The sequence below is a fragment of the Corallococcus sp. AB030 genome, from assembly GCF_003668965.1.
GTDB classification, from domain to species: Bacteria; Myxococcota; Myxococcia; order Myxococcales; family Myxococcaceae; genus Corallococcus; species Corallococcus exiguus.
Map to the genome: position 1 here is coordinate 16317 of NZ_RAWQ01000079.1, position 22572 is coordinate 38888.

The 22572-nt window shown below is 70.0% G+C and carries 20 protein-coding genes; 4 read left to right on the top strand and 16 right to left on the bottom strand.

Features of this window, described 5'->3' with window-relative positions; translation table 11 throughout:
* Window position 1: 1 nt before the first annotated feature.
* The 13 genes from D7Y15_RS19765 to D7Y15_RS19825 all read right to left on the bottom strand — a co-directional run bounded on the left by D7Y15_RS19765 (window position 2) and on the right by D7Y15_RS19825 (window position 14602).
* A complete protein-coding gene (locus D7Y15_RS19765) occupies window positions 2–631 on the bottom strand; it encodes a cytochrome c oxidase subunit 3 family protein (RefSeq protein ID WP_120595373.1) in 630 nt (209 codons plus the stop codon).
* Entirely contained in the window at window positions 621–2228 is a 1608-nt protein-coding gene (locus tag D7Y15_RS19770) for a cbb3-type cytochrome c oxidase subunit I (protein ID WP_121753576.1), read from the bottom strand. Before D7Y15_RS19770 ends, D7Y15_RS19765 begins: the two co-directional genes overlap by 11 nt.
* On the bottom strand, window positions 2209–3240 hold the full coding sequence (coxB, locus tag D7Y15_RS19775; RefSeq protein ID WP_121753577.1) for a cytochrome c oxidase subunit II: 1032 nt from the start codon (window positions 3238–3240) through the stop codon (window positions 2209–2211). Before coxB ends, D7Y15_RS19770 begins: the two co-directional genes overlap by 20 nt.
* Window positions 3237–3596, bottom strand: a complete 360-nt coding sequence (locus tag D7Y15_RS19780; RefSeq protein ID WP_121753578.1) for a hypothetical protein — start codon at window positions 3594–3596, stop codon at window positions 3237–3239. The genes coxB and D7Y15_RS19780 overlap by 4 nt, the downstream gene beginning before the upstream one ends.
* Window positions 3593–4783, bottom strand: a complete 1191-nt coding sequence (locus D7Y15_RS19785) for a hypothetical protein (protein ID WP_121753579.1) — start codon at window positions 4781–4783, stop codon at window positions 3593–3595. Before D7Y15_RS19785 ends, D7Y15_RS19780 begins: the two co-directional genes overlap by 4 nt.
* Complete coding sequence (locus D7Y15_RS45285; RefSeq protein WP_199745948.1) at window positions 4780–5643, bottom strand: cytochrome c; 864 nt, start codon at window positions 5641–5643, stop codon at window positions 4780–4782. The genes D7Y15_RS19785 and D7Y15_RS45285 overlap by 4 nt, the downstream gene beginning before the upstream one ends.
* Window positions 5640–6170: a DUF3341 domain-containing protein gene (locus tag D7Y15_RS19795; protein ID WP_121753580.1), complete on the bottom strand. Its 531-nt coding sequence runs from the start codon at window positions 6168–6170 to the stop codon at window positions 5640–5642. The genes D7Y15_RS45285 and D7Y15_RS19795 overlap by 4 nt, the downstream gene beginning before the upstream one ends.
* The gene (nrfD, locus tag D7Y15_RS19800; RefSeq protein WP_120576914.1) at window positions 6167–7591 is read right to left on the bottom strand and encodes an NrfD/PsrC family molybdoenzyme membrane anchor subunit; all 1425 of its coding nucleotides are present in this window, start codon (window positions 7589–7591) and stop codon (window positions 6167–6169) included. Before nrfD (D7Y15_RS19800) ends, D7Y15_RS19795 begins: the two co-directional genes overlap by 4 nt.
* Window positions 7588–10692 (bottom strand): TAT-variant-translocated molybdopterin oxidoreductase, encoded by a 3105-nt coding sequence (locus D7Y15_RS19805; protein WP_121753581.1) that lies wholly within the window; start codon window positions 10690–10692, stop codon window positions 7588–7590. The genes nrfD (D7Y15_RS19800) and D7Y15_RS19805 overlap by 4 nt, the downstream gene beginning before the upstream one ends.
* Window positions 10680–11330: a cytochrome c3 family protein gene (locus tag D7Y15_RS19810; RefSeq protein ID WP_120576912.1), complete on the bottom strand. Its 651-nt coding sequence runs from the start codon at window positions 11328–11330 to the stop codon at window positions 10680–10682. The genes D7Y15_RS19805 and D7Y15_RS19810 overlap by 13 nt, the downstream gene beginning before the upstream one ends.
* A gap of 395 nt (window positions 11331–11725) precedes the next feature.
* Window positions 11726–12685: a protein kinase gene (locus tag D7Y15_RS19815; RefSeq protein WP_120576911.1), complete on the bottom strand. Its 960-nt coding sequence runs from the start codon at window positions 12683–12685 to the stop codon at window positions 11726–11728.
* Between the two features lie 118 nt (window positions 12686–12803).
* The gene (locus D7Y15_RS19820) at window positions 12804–13403 is read right to left on the bottom strand and encodes an outer membrane beta-barrel protein (RefSeq protein ID WP_121753582.1); all 600 of its coding nucleotides are present in this window, start codon (window positions 13401–13403) and stop codon (window positions 12804–12806) included.
* A 200-nt stretch (window positions 13404–13603) separates the two neighbouring features.
* The gene (locus tag D7Y15_RS19825) at window positions 13604–14602 is read right to left on the bottom strand and encodes an SDR family NAD(P)-dependent oxidoreductase (RefSeq protein WP_120576909.1); all 999 of its coding nucleotides are present in this window, start codon (window positions 14600–14602) and stop codon (window positions 13604–13606) included.
* A 215-nt stretch (window positions 14603–14817) separates the two neighbouring features.
* Here D7Y15_RS19825 and D7Y15_RS19830 point away from each other — a divergent pair, with 215 nt between their 5' ends.
* The gene (locus D7Y15_RS19830; protein WP_121753583.1) at window positions 14818–15342 is read left to right on the top strand and encodes a DUF1440 domain-containing protein; all 525 of its coding nucleotides are present in this window, start codon (window positions 14818–14820) and stop codon (window positions 15340–15342) included.
* Between the two features lie 16 nt (window positions 15343–15358).
* Here D7Y15_RS19830 and D7Y15_RS19835 read toward each other — a convergent pair whose 3' ends face one another.
* Both D7Y15_RS19835 and D7Y15_RS19840 read right to left on the bottom strand, forming a co-directional pair.
* Window positions 15359–15970 (bottom strand): DUF2378 family protein, encoded by a 612-nt coding sequence (locus tag D7Y15_RS19835; protein ID WP_120576907.1) that lies wholly within the window; start codon window positions 15968–15970, stop codon window positions 15359–15361.
* Between the two features lie 122 nt (window positions 15971–16092).
* Window positions 16093–16485, bottom strand: a complete 393-nt coding sequence (locus D7Y15_RS19840; RefSeq protein WP_158624404.1) for a response regulator — start codon at window positions 16483–16485, stop codon at window positions 16093–16095.
* Window positions 16486–16807: 322 nt separating this feature from the next.
* Between D7Y15_RS19840 and fdh the strand changes: the two genes are divergently transcribed.
* From fdh to nrfD (D7Y15_RS19860), 3 genes are read left to right on the top strand one after another with little or no spacing between them, the layout of a single operon-like run.
* Window positions 16808–20053 (top strand): formate dehydrogenase, encoded by a 3246-nt coding sequence (gene fdh, locus D7Y15_RS19850; RefSeq protein WP_199745949.1) that lies wholly within the window; start codon window positions 16808–16810, stop codon window positions 20051–20053.
* A gap of 4 nt (window positions 20054–20057) precedes the next feature.
* On the top strand, window positions 20058–20858 hold the full coding sequence (locus tag D7Y15_RS19855; RefSeq protein WP_169848767.1) for a 4Fe-4S dicluster domain-containing protein: 801 nt from the start codon (window positions 20058–20060) through the stop codon (window positions 20856–20858).
* Complete coding sequence (nrfD, locus tag D7Y15_RS19860) at window positions 20855–22039, top strand: NrfD/PsrC family molybdoenzyme membrane anchor subunit (RefSeq protein ID WP_121753585.1); 1185 nt, start codon at window positions 20855–20857, stop codon at window positions 22037–22039. The genes D7Y15_RS19855 and nrfD (D7Y15_RS19860) overlap by 4 nt, the downstream gene beginning before the upstream one ends.
* On the opposite strand, the gene D7Y15_RS19865 is transcribed toward nrfD (D7Y15_RS19860), so the two are convergent.
* Window positions 22026–22572, bottom strand: a 547-nt coding sequence (locus D7Y15_RS19865; protein ID WP_148712814.1) for a molybdenum cofactor guanylyltransferase, incomplete at its 5' end; no start/stop codon positions are given. The genes nrfD (D7Y15_RS19860) and D7Y15_RS19865 overlap by 14 nt on opposite strands.

A 22572-nucleotide genomic window follows, 5' to 3' on the forward strand; every position in this document is an offset into this window, starting at 1 on the left:
CTCAGGACAGGTACAGGATGGGATAGACGAACAACCAGATGACATCCACCAGGTGCCAGTACATGCCGCCCAGCTCCACCGGCGTCGCGTACGCCGAGCCGAACGTCCCCGACGCGGACCGCACGCCCAGCACCGTCAGCACGCTCACGCCCACGGTCACGTGCAGCGCGTGGAAGCCCGTCAGCAGGTAGTACAGCGTGAAGAAGAGGCTCGCGCCCACGCGCGGCACCTCCGTGAACCGGTACGCGTCCCCTGGCAGCCCGCCCTCCCTCACGTGGTGCGCGTACTCCACGCCCTTCACCCCCAGGAACACGACGCCCAGGAGCGCCGCCGCCAGCAGCAACGCGCCGCCCAACCCCGGCCTGTCCTCCCGCACCGCGTGCACCGCGAGCGCCACCACGATGCTGCTCGTCACCAGCAGGAACGTGTTCAGCGTGCCCAACCCCACGTCCATCGTGAGCTGCGCCGCTCGGAACACCTCCGGGTACACCGAGCGATACACGCCATAGGCCGTGAACAACCCCGCGAACAGCAACACCTCCGTCGCGATGAAGACCCACATGCCCAGGTACGCCGCCTGCCGGCGCGCCCCCTCGGAGCCCCAGTGCTCCGTCACGGCCTCAGGCGGCATGCTGCACCTCCTCGCTCGCGTACTCGTGCGGACCGGTGGGGTACTCGGGCGGTGTGGAGAAGTTGTGCGTGGGGGGCGGGGACGCGGACCGCCACTCGAAGCCGTCGCTGCCCCAGGGGTTGGCTCCCGCGACGGCGCCATGCCGCAGGCTCCACGCCAGGTAGCCCGCGATGGCCAGGAACCCGAACGCCAGCAGTGACGCTCCCGCCGTGGACGCCACGTGCAGTGACTGGAAGTGCGGCGGATAGTCCGCGTACCTCCGGGGCATCCCCAGGTTCCCCAGCAGGAACTGCGGCACGAACGTGGCGATGAAGCCGAAGATGATCAACACCGCCGCGCCGTTGGCCAGCTTCGCGGGGAAGCATCTCCCAAACATCTTCGGGAACCAGTAGTGCAGCGCCGCCAGGAACGCCATCACCGTCGCCCCCACCATGATGAAGTGGAAGTGCGCCACCACCGAGTACGTGTCGTGCCAGTGCAGGTTCAACGACGTGGTCGCGTACGCCACGCCAATCATCCCCCCGAAGAAGAGGAAGAACATGAACCCCAGCGTGTAGATGAGCGGCGACTCGATGGCGATGGAGCCCCGGTAGAGCGTGCCCAGCCAGGAGAAGATTTTGATCGCCGTGAAGATGGCCACCAGCATCGACATCGCGCCGAACGCGCCGGACCCGAACGTGGACTGGCCGGATGCGAACATGTGGTGGCCCCAGGTGAAGAACCCCACGAACGCGATGCCCAGCGTGGAATACACAATCATCCGGTAGCTGAAGGCGTTCTTGCGGCTGAAGGCACACACCGCCTCGCTGATGACGCCCATCGACGGCAACACCATGATGTAGACGGCCGGGTGGCTGTAGAACCAGAACAGGTGCTGGAAGAGGAGTGGGTCGCCTCCTCGCGCGGGGTCGAAGATGCCCGCGCCCACCACCCGCTCCAGCGCCACCAGCAGCAGCACCATGCCCAGCACCGGCGTCGCCAGCACCTGGATGATGGACGTGCCGTAGATGGCCCAGACAAACAGCGGAAGCTTCATCCACGTCAGGCCCGGCGCGCGCAGCGTGTGCACCGTGGCGATGAAGTTGAGCCCGGTGAGGATGGTGGAGAACCCGATGATGAACACGCCCACCAGCACCGGCAGCACCGCCGTGCCCGTGGTCGTGCTGTAGGGCGTGTAGAAGGTCCAGCCCGTGTCCGCGCCGCCCTCGAACATGCCCCACAGCGCGATGCTGGCTCCCAGCACGTAGAGGTACACGGACGCCAGGTTGAGCCGGGGGAAGGCCACGTCCCTGGCGCCAATCATCAGCGGCACCAGGAAGTTGCCGAAGGCGGATGGGATGGCCGGAATCATGAACAGCCACACCATGGTGACGCCGTGGAGCGTGAACATCCGGTTGTACGCCAGGTGCCCCATGATGGTGCGGCCGGGCGTGAGCAGCTCGATGCGCAGCGCCAGCGCGAACAGGCCGCCCACGAGGAAGAAGAAGAGCGTCAGCCCCAGGAACATCACCCCGATGCGCTTGTGGTCGTGCGTCGTGAGCCACGACCACACGGTGCGCCCGTCCGTCAGGTAGGACTCAGCGGCCGGTGGGGACATAGACAGGCTCCTCGGCCGCGGTGACTCCCGGGCGCAGGGGACGCAGGGACTTGATGAACTCCACGAGCGCGCCGGTGTCCTCCGCGCTCAACCGGCTGTGGTAGCCCGGCATCACGGGCGCGTAGCCAGCCACCACCTTCGCCAGCGGATCCATCATGGACTCGGTGAGGTATGCCTCGTCCGCGAGCACCGCGCCGCCGCCCTCCAGCGGCTCCTGCCTGCCGTACAGCCCCAGCCACGTGGGGCCGATGTGCGGCGCGCCCGTCACCGTGTGGCATTGCAGGCAGCCCTGCGCCGCGGCGATGCGCTCGCCTCGGACGGCCATGGGCTCGGCGGTGTTGGCGCCGGGCAGCGCGGCCACGGGGAGGTTGCGGCGCTGCGCGTCTCGCCAGGCTTCGAAGTCCGCGGGTGGCAGCACCACCACCTCGCCGCGCATCTGCGAATGGTCCAGCCCGCAGTACTCCGCGCACAGCACCTGATGGCGGCCGGGCTTCGGGGCTTCGAACCAGAGGTCGGTGTAGCGGCCGGGTATCGCGTCCCGCTTCATGCGGAAGTCCGGCACGTAGAAGGAATGGATGACGTCCCGCGAGGTGAGCAGCAGCCGCACGGGCCGGCCCGCGGGCACCACCAGCGTGTCGATGGCGCTGGGGCCCCCGGGATAGGTGAACTTCCACATCCACTGCTTGCCGGTGACGTACACGTCCAGCGCGTCCTGGGGCGGGCTCATCACCCAGACGAACTGTTTGAAGCCCAGGACGAACCAGAGCAGGAACAGCGACAGCGGCACGCCGATGAACAGCGCCTCCAGCCACGTGGGCGCCACCACTCGAGGCGTGGGGTCCGACGCCGTTCGCCGGCGGTAGCGCACGAGGAAGAAGAGGCCGACGGCGCCAATGCCCATCCCCACCGCCATCGTGGTGAGCAGCAGGATGTAGTGCAGATGGTCCACCTTCACGGCGAAGGTGGAGCCCTGCTCCGGGAGGAAGAAGAGGCGGCGCAGCAGCTCGTTCATCGCGCGCCCCCTTCACCTTCGGAGATCAGCTGCCGCATGGCCGCGTCGATGGGCTGGTGGATGACGCCCGCGTCCACGTCCACCCAGCCGTAGCCATCCAGCCGCTCGCGCTGCCGTGCCTTCAGCGCGTCCGCGCGCCGGTCCAGCGAGAAGGGGGCCTGGTCGAGCATGCCCACCTGAAGGGTGCTCGGCGGCATGGGGAGGGGGCGCTCGGATTCGGGACGCCAGAGGATCCACAAGGCCCACGCCGCGACGCTGGCCGCCGCGAGCAGCGCCAGCGCCACGGCTCCGACGCGCAGCAACCACGCGGTGGGCAGCCGCTCCAGCTCCGGAGGGGGTGGACGGGCTTCGCTCATGGCGGGCGCACCTGGAGCGAATGGACGAGATACGGATCCGCCACGGGCACGGGATAGGTGCCACGCGACAGCCAGAGCGCCGCCGCCACGGACAGCCCGCCCACGCCCAGCCACGCGGTGAGCGCCGTCCAGGGAACGAAGACGCGCTCCGGCGAGAGCGAAGGGAACAGCAGCCACGCCACGTCCACGGCGTGCATCGCGAGCAGCCACAGCGCCACTGCGCCCAGCACTCGCGGACGCGTCTTGAGCTCGCGCGACAAGAGCAGCGCGAAGGGGATGACGAAGTGACCCAGCACCAGCCCGAGCGACAGCACGCCCCAGCCGCCCTCCAGGCGGACGCGGTACCAGCTCACCTCCTCAGGCAGGGCGGCGACCCACATGAGCATGAACTGCGAATAGGCGATGTAGGCCCAGAAGCAGACGAAGGCGAACATCAGCGTGCCCAGCCGGTGGTAGTGGCCCGGGGACATCAAGCTGCCGAAGTGCTGTGTGCCGCGCGTGGCCGCGCCCGCGATGATCATCAAGGCCAGCGCGCCCACGAACGCACCGGAGAAGACGTGGACGGCGTAGACGGTGGACTGCCACGTCGCCTCCAGCGACATCATCCAGTCCAGCGTCATGAAGGAGAACGTGAGGCCCAGCGCGGGCAGCGAGCCCCCGCCCAGCCGCCGCTGCCACAGCGTCCAGCGCACGTCGCCCGTTGCGTCCTGGCGCACGGACCAGCGGTGCAGCAGGTGGCCCACGAGTCCCCAGGTGACGAAGTACAGCGCCGCGCGCACCAGGAAGAAGGGCACGTTGTTGTAGAGCCGCCGGTGTTCGAGCACGTGCAGCGTGTGCTCGCCCAGGTCCGCGGACGGCGCGACCCACGGATACAGGTGCCGCATTCCCAGCGCGAGGGGCACGAACAGCACGAGGAACAGTGGCGCGGTGGCGGACGTGACCTCCAGCGCGCGACGCAGCACCACGGGCCAGCGCGCCTTCGACGCGTGGAAGGCGGCGAGCAACAGCAGCGCGCCCAGACACAAGCTCAGCCAGTAGGAGAAGCCGAAGAGATAGCCCGCCAGTGCCTGACGCACGTCGAGGAAGGCGCCGACGGCAGTGGCGGCAAGCCCTACGACGCCGAGCGCCGCGCTGATGCCCAGCGCGCGTTGTCCGCCCTCGAAGCGTGGGAGCACGGGAGGTGTCATGGTGCTCCGACCTCCTGGCGCAGCCGTGCCTGCACTTCGGGCGGTGCGACGGTGAGCGATGCACGCTGACTGCGGCCCAGGGCTCGCAGGTACGCGACCACGGCCCAGCGTTCATGCGGTGTGAGCTGCGGTCCGTATGCGGGCATCACGCCGAAGCCCTGGGAGATGACCGCGAAGTAGAAGCCCAGCGGGTGCGGCAGGTCTCCCGTCGTGGAGGGCTCGTTGAGCCGTCCTTCCATCGCGAGGCCTCGTGGCCCCACGAGCGCCACCTGCCGGGCCCGCGCCGCGTCCGCGTCACTCACCTTCACGCGTCCCGCGTCCGGAACGCCGGGCCGCCCCGCATCGGCCGTGTCCCTCACGGCGCCCCACCCGTCCACTCGCTGGGGCAGCGGGAACGCATCCGGCCCCACCCTCGCGGTCACGGCCTGCGTTCCCGTGTACGGGGCTTCACCCTCCACGACGCCGTAGACCACCTGGCTCGCGTGGTCGTGCGGCACGAACAGCCCGGGCGGCCGGCGCTGCGGCATCTTCCTGGCCACGATGGCGTCCCCGTCTCCCGTCAGCCCGTGGCACACCGCGCACCAGGTCTCATAGGCCGTGCGCCCCTCCTCCAGCAGCTGCCGGGTCAACGGCACCGGCACGGCCTGAAGCCAGGTCCCTTCCGCCGTGAGCCCCTGCGTGTCCCCCCGCGTGCGCCACTCCTGCGCCACCGTCCCCGGCACCAGGGGGCGCATGGCTCGACCGTCGTCGAAGAACTCGCTTGCTCCGAACGCCTCTGCTCGCGGCTGTGACGCCATCGGATCCGTGTCGTCGCACGCGGCCATCCCGCCCAGCAGCGCCATGAGCGTCCAGCGCTTCATCGCGCTCCCTCCACCACCACCGACACCTGCCGCGCTCCCAGCTCGCGCAGCGCCGCCTCCACCTTCGGCGCGTCCTCCCCGTCCACCGACACGCTCGCCCAGAAGCCGTCCACGGACGCGCTGCGGAAGGACTCCACGTCGAACACCGGGTGCGTCACGTGCGGGAAGCCGAAGAGCAACATCAGCGCGCCGAACACCGTCAGCGCCGCGCTCAGCACCGCCAGCTCGAACGTGATGGGCAGGTTCGTGGGCACGCTGTGCAGCGGCCGGCCGCCCACGTTCAACGGATAGTCCACCGCGTTCGTGAACCACTGCGTGACGTACGCGAACGCCGCCCCTCCCAGTCCCGCCCCCAAGGTCAGCAACGGCAACCACGAGCGCCTCAGCCCCAGCGCCTCGAACGTCTCCTCCACCGGGAACGGCGTGTGCGCGTCCAGCTGCGCGAAGCCCCTCGCGCGCAGGTCCTTCAGCGCGGCCACCAGGGCTTCGCTGGACGCGAACTCTCCCAGCACCCATTGGCGGCTCATGGCGCACCACCTGGCCGAGTGCCCTGCTCACGCCGGAATTGAAGCGACGCGTCCACCTCGCGCTGGAGCTCCTTCATCTCGCTCACCGACACGGCCGGCACGAACTTCAGGAACAGCAGGAACGCCGTGCCGAAGAACGCCACCGTGCCGCCCAGCAGGCTCCAGTCCACCCACGTGGGCCGGTACGCCGCCCAGGACGACGGCAGGAAATCCATGCTCAACGACGCCACCACGATGAGGAAGCGCTCCGTCCACATCCCCACGTTGATGAGCAGCGCCGCCACCCACAGCACCACCACGTTCGTGCGCAGCCGGGAGAACCAGAACAGCTGCGGCACCAGCACGTTGCAGAAGATCTGCATCCAGAACAGCGGCGCGTACGGTCCGAAGAACTCCGCCTCCGTGGCGTGCATCTCGAACGGGTTCCCGCTGAACCAGGCGAAGAAGTGCTCCTGGATGTAGCCGTAGGCCACCATCCACCCCGTGGCCATCAGCACCTTCGCCATGTTGTCCAGGTGCAGCGGCGTCACCACGTGCTCGATGCCCAGCGCCTTGCGCGCCGGAATCAACAGCGTGAGCACCAGCGCGAAGCCGCTGAACACCGCGCCCGCGACGAAGTACGGCGGGAACACCGTCGTATGCCAGCCCGGCAGCTGCGACACCGCGAAGTCGAAGGACACGATGGTGTGCACGCTCACCACCAGCGGCGTGGCCAGCCCCGCCAGCAGCAGATAGCCCGTGCGCCACTGCCGCCAGTGCCTCGCCGAGCCCCTCCACCCCAGGCTCGCCAGCCCGTACCAGAAGCGCGCTCGGGGCGTCTTCGCCGTGTCGCGCGCCGTGGCCAGGTCTGGAATCAGCCCCACGAACCAGAACAGCAGCGACACCGTCAGGTACGTGCCCACCGCCGCGATGTCCCACGTCAGCGGCGAGCGGAACTGCGGCCATGCGCGCAGGCTGCTCGGATAGGGCACCAGCCAGTAGAACTTCCACGGCCGCCCCAGGTGCAGCAACGGGAAGAGCCCCGCGCACGTCACCGCGAAGAGCGTCATCGCCTCCGCGAAGCGGTTGATGGACCCTCGCCACTTCTCCTGGAACAGCAGCAGGATGGCGCTGATCAACGTCCCCGCGTGGCCGATACCAATCCACCACACGAAGTTCGTGATGCCGAACGCCCACGCCACCGGGATGTTGTTGCCCCACGTCCCCACGCCCACGAAGAGCGTGACGCCCACCGCCACCGCCAGCACCGCGGTCCCGGCCAGCCCCAGCCCCATCAGCGCCCACCAGGTGCGGCCCGCGGGGCGGTGCACGAAGGCCAGCAACGACTCGCTGTAGGCGCGGTCGGAGTGGCGCCCCTCCAGGATGGGGTGTTCGGTGAGCGGGTCTCCGGGCGCGGGCACCTGCGGGTCGGCCGTGCTCATGCGCCTCCCTTCGGCGCCGGGTTCTTCAGGCGCACCAGGTGCACCGTGCGCGGCCGGGTGCCCAACGTGTTGAGCAACTTGTAGTGCCTCGGGTCTTCGTGCTCGCGGCGCACGCGCGACTCCGGTGCGCGCAGGTCCCCGAAGGTGATGGCCTCCGTGGGACAGGCCTGCTGGCACGCGGTGCGGACCTCGCCTTCACGCACGTCCCGGTGCGCCGAGCGAGCGACGGTCCGCGCCCGTTCGATGCGCTGCACGCAGTACGTGCACTTCTCCATCACCCCGCGCGAGCGCACCGTCACGTCCGGGTTCTGGCGCAGGCGCGTGAGGGGCTCGCGCTGCTGGTACTCCAGATAATTGAAGCGGCGGACCTTGTAGGGGCAGTTGTTGGAGCAGTACCGCGTGCCGATGCAGCGGTTGTAGACCATCTGGTTGAGGCCCTCGTCCGAGTGGACGGTGGCGTTCACCGGGCACACGTATTCGCAGGGCGCGGCCTCGCAGTGCACGCACGCCACGGGCTGGGTGATGAAGCCCGGGTTGTCAGGGTCGCCCAGGAAGTACCGGTCGATGCGCAGCCAGTGCATCTCCCGGCTCTTGAGCACGCCCTCGCGCCCCACCACCGGCACGTTGTTCTCCGCCTGGCAGGCAACCATGCACGCGCTGCACCCCGTGCACCGGTGCAGGTCGATGGCCATGGCCCACTGGTGGCCACCGCTCGTGAGCGCCGTAGGCCCCGGCGGATAGAGCCGCTCGCCGTCCTCCTGGAGGGAGTGGAGCGCCTGGGGCTTCGCGCGGAAGGACGCCTGCGTGAGCTGGAGCGCCAGCTGGCGGCCCTCCATGCTCCAGTGTTCCTGCGTGAGCGCCAACGCGTGATGGCGGCCCGTGCGCGTGATGCTCGGAGTGCCGCCACCCCATGGCAGGTTCTGGAACCGCAGCGCGTACGCGTTGACGCCCACGCCCTGGCCTACCGGCCCCACACGCTCCCGGCCGTGGCCCAGCGCCAGTGTCACCGTGTCGTCCGGCTGACCGGGCAGCACCAGCACGGGCACCTCCAGCGCCTGGCCCAGCACCTCGATGCGCGCCACGTCTCCCTTCTCCAGCGACAGTGCCCGCGCGGTGGCCGGGGAGAGCAACGCCGCGTTGTCCCAGGTGAGCTTCGTCACCGGATCAGGCAGCTCCTGGAGCCACGCGTTGCCCGCGAAGCGGCCGTCGTACAGCCGCGAGTCCAGCACCAGGGACAGCTCCAATCCCTTGGGCGCTTCCCACAGGTAGCTCGCGCGGGCCTCTGCTCGGGGGTCCAACGCACCCCCGATGAGCCGGGAGGGCTCCAACCCCGCGACCTCCCGCGCGTCCCTCACCACCGCGGCCTCTTCCAGCACGGCTCGAGCGGGCGGTGCCTGGGTCTCCGGGATGACGCCGTCCGCGAGCCACGTCTCCCAGCGCGCCTCGAAGTCCGGCGGTGAGCCCGAGCGTTCACGCCACAGGGACTTGAGCAGTTCGTAAGGGCTCCGCGACTCCAGGCCCGCGAAGACGGACAGGAGCTCCACCTCGGAGACCGCTCCTGGGAACAGGGGCGCGATGAGGGGTTGCAGCACGGACGCGGTGCCGTCGGGTGCGCGGCCGTCGCGCCAGGACTCGAAGGGATGCGTCGCGGGGACGAAGGTGGGGCAGCGCGCCGCCGTCTCGTCCTCGTGGAGGCCGTGGTACAGCCGGAAGGGGACGCGCTCCAGGTATTGCGTGAAGCCCGAGTCCACCACCGCCGTCCAGGCCGGGTTCCACGCAGTGATGATCAGCGTGTCCACCCGCTTATCGAACATCTCCCCCGTGAGCGAGGTCAGCGCCTCCGGGTCTCCGTCCGGGAGCGCCACGGGTTCGAGCAGCCGGGGCGTGTTGCCCAGCGCCTCGTCCATCGCGAACGCCAGCTCATGCACCAGCGGCGGCTGGCGCGGGCCCACCGTCACCCGGCCCTGTCCCCGGTGCGCGAGCAGGTCTCTCGCCGCGCCGCGCACCCAGGCGCGCTGTGCATCCGTGAGCGCGGTCGGTGGAACACGCAGGCTCGCGAGCCCCGAGGCCAATGCAGGCGTCACTCCGCGCGTGGGATTCGCCAGAGCATTCCCTCCCAGGCCTGCCCCTATCGCCTCCGCCAGCGCGAGCATCAACGCGACGCCCTGCGACGGCCGCATCCGCAGCCGTTCGTCCGCGAAGCCGCCCGTGACGGTCAGCGTGCTCTCCGCCACCCACAGCCGGTTCATCGCCTCCGGCTTGCGCGCGTTGACGAAGTCCCGCGCCGCGCGCAGGTGTCCGGGTTGCGTGGTCGCGAGGAAGTCGTCGTCCACCGCGACCACCACCGCGCGCCCGACGTCGTGCACCACCTCCAGCACCCTGCCGTACGCCAACCGCGTGCCCTCGCGACGCCCGTCCGCCAGGGCCGCGCCACAGGGGATGATCCGCGCGGACGGGAAGCGCTGCTGGATGCGCGCGTACAGCGCCTGCACCAGCGGACTGCTCGTGGGCTCCACCAGGAAGCGCAGCCCCGCGCCCTGGTCGTCGCGCTCGGCCTGCTTCCGCAGCGCATCCCTCACGGTGCCCCACGCGGACTCCACGCCTTGCAGTCGCGCGGTCTTCGCTCTCGCGGCGTCGTAGAGCCCCAGCAGCGCCGCCTGTTCGAAGACTCCCGCCGCCCCCAGGCTCGCTGGGTGCAGCGGGTTGCCTTCCACCTTCGTGGGCCGCCCCTCGTGGCTCTGCACCACCAGCCCCACCGTGCGCCCGTTCCACTCCAGCCCCGTGGCGAAGTGCAGCGGCACACCCGGAGTCAGCCCCTCCGGCGGCGTCGAATACGGGAGGATCTTCTCCGGCGGCTGACGGAAGCACCCGCTGAAGCCCGCGGCCGCCAGCGACGCCGCCGCGACTTGCAGGAAGGTGCGCCGGGCCACGCCCTCGGGTGGAGACATTGCCCCCGGGGGATGCTCGCGCGACACGGCCTCGTGGCCGGGCCCTCCCGCGTGCCACTCCTCCAGGCTCCTCCACGCGCGCACCGGCTCCGTCCCGTCAGCACCGGGCGTGTCGCGTTCATCCGTCCGTGCGGGGTCGGTCAGAAGTGGCATGTGTTGCAATCCGTGCGAGGGGACACACCGAGCGCGGCCTGCACCGCGCGGCCCGTCTCCCTCGGGTCTCCGGGAGGACGCCACGTGAGGTTCGCGACCTCGGACACGGGGCGCAGCCACGGCGTCGGGTCGCGGTGACAATCCAGACACCAGCCCATGGTGAGCGGCGCCACCTGCTGCACCGCCGGCATGGTGTCCACGCGGCCGTGGCAGGTGACGCAGCCCACGCCCTTGTTCACGTGGATTTGATGGCTGAACCAGACGTAGTCCGGAAGCGCGTGCACCCGGTTCCACGGAAGCGGTGCACCGTCGAAGCCGCTGGCGCGCACCGGCTCCAGGCGGGCGCTCTCGTTCCACACCTGCGCATGGCACCCCAGGCAGCGCTGCGTGGGCGGCACTCCCGCCACCGGCGAGCGCCACGCGCCCTCATGGCAGTAGCCACAGGGGATGCCCTCGTCGCCTACGTGGTGGCGGTGGTCGAACAGGAGCGGCTGCTCGCGAGGCGTGAACGAGCCCCGCCCCAGCGGGTTGCGCGCGAGGAGCAGCAGGCCCGCCAGCGACACCGCGGGCACACCCAGTGCCAGGGCGATGAACGCCCGCAGCACCGAGTCGGTCCCCGGGCGGAACAGCGGAGCCATGGCCCCCCCTTCAACATGGAGGCCTCCGCGGGCCAGGTCGCCGGAGGCGGGCGCGACTGTGGGCGTGGCCTCGAGGCAACCACCAGCCTCCCGCTCGCGTCCCGTCGCGTTTCACACGGCCAGGACTCACGACGTCCGCCAGTCCACAGGAATGCAGCCCACCCGTGCAGCACGCGAGCGCACGTTCCACGTGCTCGCGGGCGGGCTCCGATGCGCGAGGTCAGCACGCATTGGCGTCCACGAAGGAGCCACGCGCGAGCAGTGCACGGCAAGCCACGGCACATCACGCCAGCGTGAGCACCGCGCATACGCGACGGAGCCACGCGCGAGCAGCCCGAGCGCCTGCGCGCACCCCTTCGCTCAGCGCCTCGACGCGAAGCCCAAGGCCCCGCGCATCAGGAAGGCAGCGTGCGCCCGCGCACGGACACGGAGGCCGTCATCACCGACGCCGCGCCCACGTACACGTCCACCGGAGACAGCGGCCCCGAGCCCGGCAGCGCCGCCAGCTCGCGCACCATCGCGTCCCGCCCCTGGCACTCCACACCGTGCCCCATGCAGTCGCGCAGCGCCGCCTGGAGCCCCGCGGCGGAGTCCGCCCCGCGCGCATCCAGCAGCACCCCACGCAGCACGTCCCGCAGCGCGGGCGACACCCCACCCAGCGCCGCGTCCACCCCGGCCGCGTCCTCCGGAACCACCGTGTTCCCAGAGACCAGCGCCAACAACACCCGCCCCAGCGCGCGCAAATCCTCTCGCGTCTCCACCGACGAGCCCACCGCGTCCTCGCGCACGGGCAACTCCACCACGTCCGGCCGGGACGGCGACATGAACCGGCGCAGCAGCGGACGCGCGGGCCGCAACCCGAAGTCCGTCAGCGTCACCTCGCCCCGAGGCCCCACGCGGATGCGGTGCGCATGCACATCCCCGTGCACCACGCGCGCGTCATGCGCGGCATGCAGCGCTCCCGCCACCTCCGCGCCCACGTGACACACGAACGCTTCCGACGGCCGCCCGCACCGCCCCAGCACCCGCCGGCGCGCCGTGGCCAGCGAACAGCCCGGGACGTAGTCCGACACCACCGTCAGCGTGTCGCGCACGTCCACCTGGAAGCCGTGGAGCCTCGCGATGCCCGGATGCCTCAGCGGCACCGCACGCGTCAGCGCATCCTCCAGCGGGCGCCGCGTCTCCGGCGCCAACCCCGACGCCAGGAGGAACGTCTTCACCACCAGCGGACGCGCATCCACCGCGTCCTGCTCCAGCGGCCACACCAGGGACACCCACTCGCCCAACGGGCCCCTCCCCAGCGGATGCAGGGGGGCGAACGCGGGCAGCCTGGATGCGAACGGAAGCACGGACATGGCAACCTCCAACCCAACACATCCAACCCGTGACGTCAACGCACCGCGTCCTACGTCACGGGTCCTGCATTCCCCGACACCCGGGCACGAAGCCCAGAGTGCCGGGGAAGGCCCGAGGCTAGAAGTAGCCGCCGACCGTGGTGGTGATGCCCAGCGTCACGTCATTGCCGGAGAAGTTGCCCTGCTCGGCGCCCACGGAGAAGCCCTTGTTGCTGATGAGGGCGCGCACCTGCGGACCCGCGCCGATGAAGAAGTTCGGCGTGAGGTGGAACAGGACAGGCGCGTTGAAGTCCAGCACGAAGGACACGTCGCTGTTGTCCGGGACGTGGCCGAACTGGATGCCGAAGCCCACCTTGGGCCAGAGCGACACGCGCTCGGCGAGCGGCAGGTGGTAGCCCACGCGGCCCAGCACGCCCAGGCCCACGACGGTGTAGTCACCGAAGCCGAAGGCCACCAGCGCGGACGCGCCCACCGACAGGTTCTGCTGGAGGAAGTAGTCCGCGGACGGCTCCAGCCGGACGGTGAAGATTTCCGAGGCCGTGTTGTAGCCAATGAAGCCGTTGAGCTCCTGGCTGATGACCATCTGGCCCGCCTGGCCGAACGACGACGACCGGCCCGGGTTCGCGTTCAGGTTCGGCTCCTCGGCCGCCACCGCCTGCGCCGACACCGCGAGGCCCGCCACCAGCGCCAGGCCCGTCCACTTATTGCTTCCACGCATCGATGTTTCTCCCCTCGTTGGCGCCCCGGCCGACCCTTCCCGGAGCGCATGCGGGGCCCCTTCTAGCCAAAGGGCGCCCCAACGCGAGGATGTTTTCGGACCCACCCAACACTTCGTTGACACCACACCATCAGCACCGCGAACGGAAAAATCCTGATCGCGGCCCCCTCGGAGAGGGGGACGTCTGATGGGGCCCCGCTTCAGCGGGCCGCGCGCATCAATCCGCGCGCGCCCAGCACCGCGCCGCCCACCACGCCGCCCGTCAGCGCCGCCAGTCCCAGCGTCGCGGTGAAGCGAACCCACGCGGGCGTCGGGGGCACGCTGCCACGAGGCCCCACGCCCTCCACCACGGGGGTGAAGAGGTTGCCCTCGGGCCTGTCCAGCGGCATGTCCGTCGTCTGCATCCGCACGCCGAAGCGGGACAGCACGGCCTTGCCCACCGACGGCGCCAGGCCGTTGAGCCACAGCATCAACCGCCCCTGGAGGAACGCCGGCACCGACGTGCGGCCCGGCCGCTTCGCCAGCCGCACCACCGCGCGGGCCACCAGGTCCACGTCGTACGTGGGCGGCACCGGCACGGGCTTCCACCCCAGCATCGTGGGCGCGTGGTCGAACATGGGCGTGGACACGGACGGCACCAGCACATTGGAGACGTGGATGCCCGTGCCCGCCAACTCCAGCTCCAGCGCCCGCGCCCACCCCAGCGTCGCGTGCTTCGCGGCCGCGTACGCGGACAACAGCGGCGCGGACCCCGACGCCAGCATGGACTGCACGTTGAGCAGGTGGCCGTGGCCCTGCTTGCGGAAGTGCGGCAGCACCGCGCGCGCGAAGCGGAAGTAGCCGAAGCACGACACGTCGAACACGCGCGTGATGTGCTCCCAGGGCAGCTGGTCGAAGTAGCCGTAGGACTGCACCGCCGCCGCGTTCACCAGGAGGTCCACGCGGCCGTAGTGCTCCACGCATTCGCGCACCACGCGCTCCACGTCCTCGGCCACCGTGACGTCGCCGTCACTCACCAGGCACTCACCGCCGCGCTGGAGCACCTCCACGCGCAGTTGCTCCAGGGCCGACTGGCGCCGAGCGGTGACGCACAGCCGCACGCCGGCCTCCGCCAGCCGCAGCGCGGATTGCCAGCCCACGCCGCTCGACGCGCCCGTGACGATGGCCACCTGTCCTCTCAAGTTCTCGTGACGAGCCATGCGCTTTCGCCCCTCCTCGCCCTGAGGTGGGCCTTCTGGCCGGGCTTCGCACGAGGCAAGCCCCCGGAATCCTCCGCGCGACGCCCGCTCGCACGGCCGCTCGCCGGACCGGGAACAGGGCGCGCCCCGCCTCCCCATCCCAGAGTGTGCACCCGTCAACAAGACGCCCCACCCTATGAGCACGCTTGCAGCCACCGCACCGAAAGGGCCCGACCATGATCCGCTGGAGCCGACTCCGTCCCTTCGCACGTCCCGAGAAGCGCTCGCTCCTCCAGGACATCCTCATGGGCGCCGCGGGCGGCGCGCTGGGCACCTTCGCCATGAACCAGGCGCAGGCGCTCATCTCCGGGCTGAGCGAGTCGAAGGAGCAGGACGACTCCCAGCAGGAGCCCGCCACGGAGGTAGCCGCGCGCAAGGCGGCGGAAGGCGCTGGCGTGAAGCTGGAAGGAGAGCGGAAGAAGAAGGCCGGCAACGTGGTGCACTGGAGCTACGGCACGCTCTGGGGCGCCGTGCACGGTGCACTGCATGAGCGCGTGCCGCTGGCGGGGAAGCTGTTCGGCGTGGGCTTCGGCCTGGGCCTGTTCCTCATCGGTGACGAGCTGGCGGTGCCGCTCCTGCGCCTCGCTCCGCCGCCCCAGAAGGTCCCGGCGAAGTCGCACCTGAGCGCGCTCGCCGCCCACATCGTCTACGGCACCACGGCGGAGGGCACCTACCGCCTCGTGCGCCGCGCCCTGGCCTGAGCGCGGCCCGTGCGGCTCACGACCAGGAGACGTCGTAGTACGCGTCCACCAGCGACTGGGCATGCCCGCGCACCTGCACGTCGTGCACGCCCGTCACCTCCAGCGCGGACTGGAGGATGCCCTCGTTGTAGGGCACCGGCATCAGCGAGCGCTTCATGATGACCCGGCCCGACGTGGGGCCCGTCCACTCCACGGAGCGCTCGCCGAAGTTCAGCGCCGTGCGGTAGCCGGAGTGCATCAACTCCAGGAGCCGCTTCGGGTCCCCACCCGCCTGCTGCACGAAGTCGCGCGCGAACATGGAGTTGAGGAAGTCCAGCATCGCCTGCGTGCCAATCTGCCGCTGCGCCGCATCATGGCCGCCGACGAGCGGCGAGAGCTGCTCCGCCGCCACGTAGGACAGCCGCAGGAAGCGCGGGAACGGATAGGTCTGCATGGGGATGAAGTCCGCGGTCTCCCCCACCTGATCCAGACAGCGCTTCACCGCGTCCGCTCCGCCCAGAAAGCGCACCGCGTCCAACACGCCCAGGAAGAACAGGCCCCGGCTCGTCTCCTCCGGCTCCGTCGCGGCCAGACGGGCTTCCAGGTCTCGGGCGACGTCCTCGGGTAGGTTCAGCGTGCCATCCGGCATCTGTCGTCCTTTGAGTGAGGGGGAATGGACCAGGCGGGGACCTGACGGGGCGCGAGGATTCCACAGGTCTCGCTCCATCGCGAGTCCTCGATGCGCACGCGCCGCGCCATGCGACACATGTTTCACGACGTGGGAGGTCCTTCCGGGCCTTCCCCGGATGACGGCAGGAAGCGGCGCACCACTTCCATCAGGTCCGCCACCGCCACCGGTTTGCGCAGGTAGTCCACCGCGCCCGGGGGATGAAAGGGGCTGCCGGACAGCACGATGACGGGCACGCCTTCCAGCATGCGCTCCTGGGACAGCCTCGCGAGGAAGGCCTGTCCGTTCATCACCGGCATCATCAGGTCCAGCAGCACCAGGTCCGGACGGGGATGGGACGCAAGCCAGCTCCAGGCATCCTCGCCGTGGATGCACTGCGCGACGCGATAGCCCTCCATCTCCAACAGCGTCGCGACCGCGTCCCGAAGGTCTTCCTCGTCCTCGATCAACAGGATGAGAGGGGCACTGTCTGTCATGCAGGTTCTCCACTCGCTCTCCGCCACGTCTCCGGCCATCACGTGGCTGTGGGTCTTCCTGCTCCGCCTGAAGGCCCGCGGGGCCCCAGGGGAGGGTGGAGCAGGAAGAGGCGTTGGCACCGTGGAGTAGTAACGATTCAGCCCCCCCGGTCTGATTTCGCGCGCCGCGCATTTCCGTGCCTGCTCGCCTGCTCTCGCGTTCACTGCTGGACGCGAGCCAGGGACCGGCGGCACTGGTCCGCACCGCCGCGCGTCCCCATCTTGAGCACCAGATTCCACGTGCGCATCCGTAGGAGGGGCGGCCTTGAAGTTCCGCGACCTGATGAAGGGTTGGCCCGTGCTGCGGCAGTTCGCCCGAGGAGACAGCCGGGCCCTGGGCGACACGGCGATGTCGGCGCGAAGCCGCTCGCTGGCGCCGCGCACGAAGTCCGCGGACCGGGTGGTGAAGTCCATCTGCCCGTACTGCGCGGTGGGCTGCGGGCAGGAGGTGCACGTGCGCGACGGGCGCATCCTCGACATCGAGGGTGACCCGCACTCCCCCATCTCACGCGGACGGCTGTGTCCCAAGGGGGCCGCCACCTTCCAACTGGTCACGGGAACGCAACGCGTGCAGCAGGTCCTCTACCGCCGCCCCGGCGGCACGGAGTGGGAGCCCATCCCGCTGGAAGAGGCGATGGAGAAGGTGGCCGAGCGCGTGAAGCGCACGCGCGACGCGACGTTCGAGGTGACGGACGCGAAGGGCCAGCGGCTGAACCGGACGCTGGGGTTGGCGCACCTGGGCGGGGCGACGCTGGACAACGAGGAGAACTACCTCCTCAAGAAGCTCTTCAGCGCGCTGGGCGTCGTGCAGGTGGAGAACCAGGCTCGAATATGACACGCGTCCACGGTGCCCGGTCTGGGCATCACGTTCGGCCGCGGCGGAGCCACGACGTTCCAGCAGGACCTGCAGCACTCGGATTGCATCCTCATCCAGGGGTCCAACATGGCCGAGTGCCATCCGGTGGGCTTCCAGTGGGTGATGGAGGCGAAGGCCCGGGGCGCGAAGGTCATCCACGTGGACCCGCGCTACACGCGCACCAGCGCGGTGGCGGATATCTACGCGCCCATCCGAGTGGGCTCGGACATCGCGTTCCTGGGCGGGCTCATCCACTACGTGCTGGAGCACGAGCGGTACTTCCGTGACTACGTGGTGCAGTACACCAACGCGGCCACGCTCATCCGCGAGGGCTTCCAGGACACGGAGGACCTGGAGGGGCTCTTCAGCGGCTACCAGCCGAAGGACAACCGCTACGACATCCACACCTGGCAGTACGAGGGCGTGGACGGCGTGGTGCCGGCGGCGGGCCACAAGGAGCTGACGGACGAGCCCGGCGCGGGCGCGGGCGGGCATGACCACCGCGTGGACCTCCGCGACGAGCACCGGGACGAGACGCTCCAGCATCCCCGGTGCGTGTTCCAGCTCTTGAAGCGCCACTTCGCGCGCTACACGCCGAAGGTGGTGTCCCAGGTGTGCGGCGTGGACGAGGCGCTGTTCCTCGAGGTCGCGCGGACGCTGTGTGACAACTCCAACCCGGAGCGCACCAGCGCGTTCTGCTACGCGGTGGGCTGGACGCAGCACACGGTGGGCGTGCAGTACATCCGCACGGCGGCCATCCTCCAGCTCTTGCTGGGCAACATCGGCCGGCCCGGTGGCGGCATCCTCGCCCTGCGAGGGCATGCGTCCATCCAGGGCTCCACGGACATCCCCACGCTCTACAACCTGCTGCCCGGCTACCTGCCCATGCCGCGCGCGAGCGGCACGGACTCGCTGGAGCACTACATCCGCAAGAACAAGTCCGGCAGCGGCTGGTGGACGGAGTTCCCCAAGTACGCGGTGTCGCTGCTCAAGGCGTGGTTCGGGGACAAGGCGACGGAGGACAACGACTACCTGTTCGCGCACCTGCCCCGGCTGACGGGCAATCACTCGCACATGCAGACCGTGGCGGACATGGCGGACGGGAAGCTCCAGGGCTACTTCGTCATGGGGGAGAACCCCGCCGTGGGCAGCATGAACGGGGCGCTCCAGCGCAAGGGGCTGCGCAAGCTGGACTGGCTGGTGGTGCGCGACTTCACGCTCATCGAGACCGCGGAGTTCTGGCGCACGGCGCCGGAGGTCCAGTCCGGGCAGGTGCGGCCGGAGGACATCCAGACGGAGGTGTTCTTCTTCCCGGCCGCCGCGCACACGGAGAAGGACGGCACCTTCACCAACACGCAGCGGCTGCTGCAATGGCATCACAAGGCGGTGGAGCCGGCGGGGGACACGCGCAGCGAGCTGCACTTCGCCTATCACCTGGGGCGCAAGCTGCGTGAGCGCTACGCGGGCTCCACGGACCCGAAGGACGCGCCGCTGCTGGATTTGACGTGGGACTACCCCACGCACGGGCCGCACGCGGAGCCCTCCGCGGAGGCGGTGCTGAAGGAGATCAACGGCTACTCGGTGGCGGATGGGAAGCTGGTGGATGGCTTCACGGCGCTGAAGGACGACGGCTCCACGGCGTGCGGCTGTTGGATCTACTCAGGGTGCTTCAAGGACGGCGTGAACCAGACGGCGCGGCGCAAGCCCGGGCAGGAGCAGACGTGGGTGGCGCCCGAGTGGGGCTGGGCGTGGCCGTCCAATCGGCGCATCCTCTACAACCGCGCGTCGGCGGACGCGAACGGCAAGCCCTGGAGCGAGCGCAAGCGCTACGTGTGGTGGGACGCGGGCGAGAAGAAGTGGACCGGAGAGGACGTGCCGGACTTCATCGTGGACCGGCCGCCGGAGTATCGGCCGCCCGAGGGCGCGACGGGGCTGGCGACCATCGCAGGCAATGATCCGTTCCTCTTGCAGGCGGACGGCAAGGGCTGGCTCTTCGCGCCCAGCGGGATGATGGACGGGCCGCTGCCCACGCACTACGAGCCCATGGAGTCGGTGGTGTCCAACCCGCTCTACGCGCAGCAGTGCAGCCCCACGAGAGAGGAGTGGAAGCGCAAGGACAACCCCTATCACCGGGCCTGGGGCGACCCGCGCTATCCGTACCTGGTCACGACCTACCGGCTCACCGAGCACCACACCGCGGGCGGTATGTCGCGCTGGCTGTCCTGGCTGAGCGAACTGCAGCCGGAGATGTTCTGCGAAATCTCCCCGGAACTGGCGCGCGAGAAGGGGCTGAACAACGGGGACTGGTGCACGCTCGCCACGGCGCGAGGGGATTTGGAGTGCCGGGCGCTCGTCACAGAGCGCATCCGTCCGCTGAAGGTGAGGGGACGGCAGGTGCACCAGATTGGTCTGCCGTACCACTGGGGTGTGACGGGGCGCGTGCGCGGTGAAGGGGCCAACGAGCTGACGGCGTTCGTCGCGGATCAGAACGTGGACATCCAGGAGTCGAAGGTGTTCACGGCGGACCTGCGGGTGGGGCGGATGCGCTCGGGGGAGAGGGCCGCGGCGGGAGCGGCGCCGCCTCCGCTGCTGTTGCCGGAGGTGCCGCGCGACGTGACGCCGCCTGGGGACACGGACCATTCGGAGACGCAGGAACCCGAGGGGAAGGGATAGGCGAATGGGGAGCCGCAAGGGGTTCTTCACGGACACGACGCTCTGCATCGGCTGCAAGGCGTGCGAGGTCGCGTGCAAGCAGTGGAACCAGCTTCCGGACGACGGCTTCCACTTCACGGGGATGTCCTACGACCAGACAGCGCACCTGGGCGCATCGACCTGGCGGCACGTGGCGTTCGTGGAGCGGCCGGTGCCGTTGCAGGGGCAGACGTCGGGCGCGGGGGACTTCTCGTGGCTGATGATGTCGGACGTGTGCAAGCACTGCCAGCGCGCGGGGTGTCTGGAGGCATGTCCCACGGGCGCCATCGTGCGCACGGAGTTCGACACGGTCTACGTGCAGCCGGACGTGTGCAATGGCTGCGGCTACTGCGTGTCCGCGTGTCCGTTCGGAGTGATTGACCGGCGCGAGGATGACGGGCGCGCGTGGAAGTGCACGCTCTGCTACGACCGCATCGGTGACGACCAGACGCCCGCGTGCGCGAAGGCGTGTCCCACGGCGTCCATCCAGTACGGTGATTTGGACGAGTTGCATGCACGCGCGGAGTCACGGGTTCGCGACCTGCATCAGCGAGGCGTGACGGACGCGTACCTGTACGGGAAGGACGCGGAGAACCAGCCGGGCACGGGTGGGCTCAACGCGTTCTTCCTGCTGTTGGACAAGCCGGAGGTCTACAACCTGCCGCCCGACCCGGTGGTGCCGACGAAGAAGGCTCTGCGCTCGTGGGCCTCGGTGGCGATGGGCGCGGTGGGCATGGTGGCGGTGGCGCTGGGCGCGGTGGCGTTCGGGCGGGAGGGGCGCGGATGAGCGACGACACGCTGTTGGATCGGCTCCAGCGCAAGACGGACGGACGGAACATCGACACACGCGCGGGCATCCTGGAGGGCGAGGGTTCCCAGCAGCGGGTGAAGGATCCGGAGCCTGTGCGGCAGGGGATGGACGTGTTGCCGACGGTGCCGTCACGGTCGGGGCCGGACAGTGAAGGAGCGCCGAGCTACTACGGCATGCCGGTGTTGAAGGAACCGCTGTGGATCTGGACGGTCCCGGCGTACTTCTACGTGGGCGGGGTGGCAGGCGCGGCGAGCGTGCTCGGCGTGTCGATGGAGTATCTGGGGGGACGGCGGCTGGAGCGGCTGGCGGGGCGCTGTCACGCGGTGGCCACGGCGGGGGACATCGTGAGCGCGGGGCTGTTGATCCACGACCTGGGCCGGCCGTCGCGCTTCCTGAACATGCTGCGCGTGTTCCGGCCCACGTCACCCATGAGTGTGGGTTCGTGGGTGCTGGCGGGTTCGGGCGCGGTGAACACGGCGGCGTTCGTGCTGCGACGGAGGCCCGGAGTTCTTGGAGTCATGGGACGCACCGCGGGCATCGTGGGCGCGGTGCTGGGGTTGCCACTCGCGGGATACACGGCGGTGCTGGTGAGCAACACGGCGGTGCCCCTGTGGCAGCAGGTGGGGCGCACACTGCCGCTGTTCTTCATGGCCTCCGCGACCGCGAGCGCCGGGAGCCTGTTGTCCCTGTTCCCGCACACGGACGCGGAGGAGCGCGTGCTGCGCCGCTTCCGTGTGGCGGGCAAGGTGGCGGAGGTGTTCACGCGCGAGGCGGTGGAGCTGGAGGCGCGGCAGGTGGTGGAGGTGGGGAAGCCACTGCGCACGGGTGTGTCGGGAGCGCTGTGGACGCTGTCCCGGACGTGTTCCCTGGCGGGACTGGTGATGGACGTGCTGCCGGGACGCGCACGGTGGAAGCAGGTGACCGCGGACGTGCTGTCCACGGTGGGAGCGGTGGCCGCGCGTTACGCCGTCATCCAGGCGGGCAGGGCCTCCGCGAGGAATCCGCAGGCCACGTTCCAGGGACAGAGACAGGGCCTGGGTGCCGCGCAGGTAGAGGGGAACACGGAGGCGTCGGACGGAAAGCCCCTGAGCTTCCCGTTGCCTGTACTCGGTCAGTCACAGGCCGGCATGCCCTACGCACGGTTCATGGCAACGTGACGCCGTAGCGAACCAGATCCTCCGGCGTGTTCACGTTCGCCAGCGCACGCAGCTCCGGATCCACCGCGCGCAATGCGTCCACGGGCAAGGTCCGCGTCCGGAACCGCATCAGCAGTCCCCGCAGAGACGGATCCTCCACCAAGGCTTCACCCCAGTGTGACACCAGCTCCGTACGATACGCCGCGAACAACGGCTCCCACCGTCCGTCCCGCTCGATGCACACCGCGTCCACATCCTCGCCTCGCGCGTCCAGCACCACCCGCGCCGCGGCCTCCGTCACGAACGGCATGTCGCACGCCACCGCGAACACCCACCGCGTGCTGGCCGCGCCCAGGGCCGCATGGACCCCTCCCGGCGCTCCCTTGCCCTTCACCGCGTCCGCCACCGTGCGGAGCCCGAAGCGCTCGTACGGCGCCGGAACATTCGCCACCAGCAACACGTCCTCGAAATGCGACCCGAACGCTCGCAGCCGTTCCAAGGTTGTGAGCCCCTCCACGCTCAGCAGCCCCTTGGCCACGCCCCCCCTGTCTCTT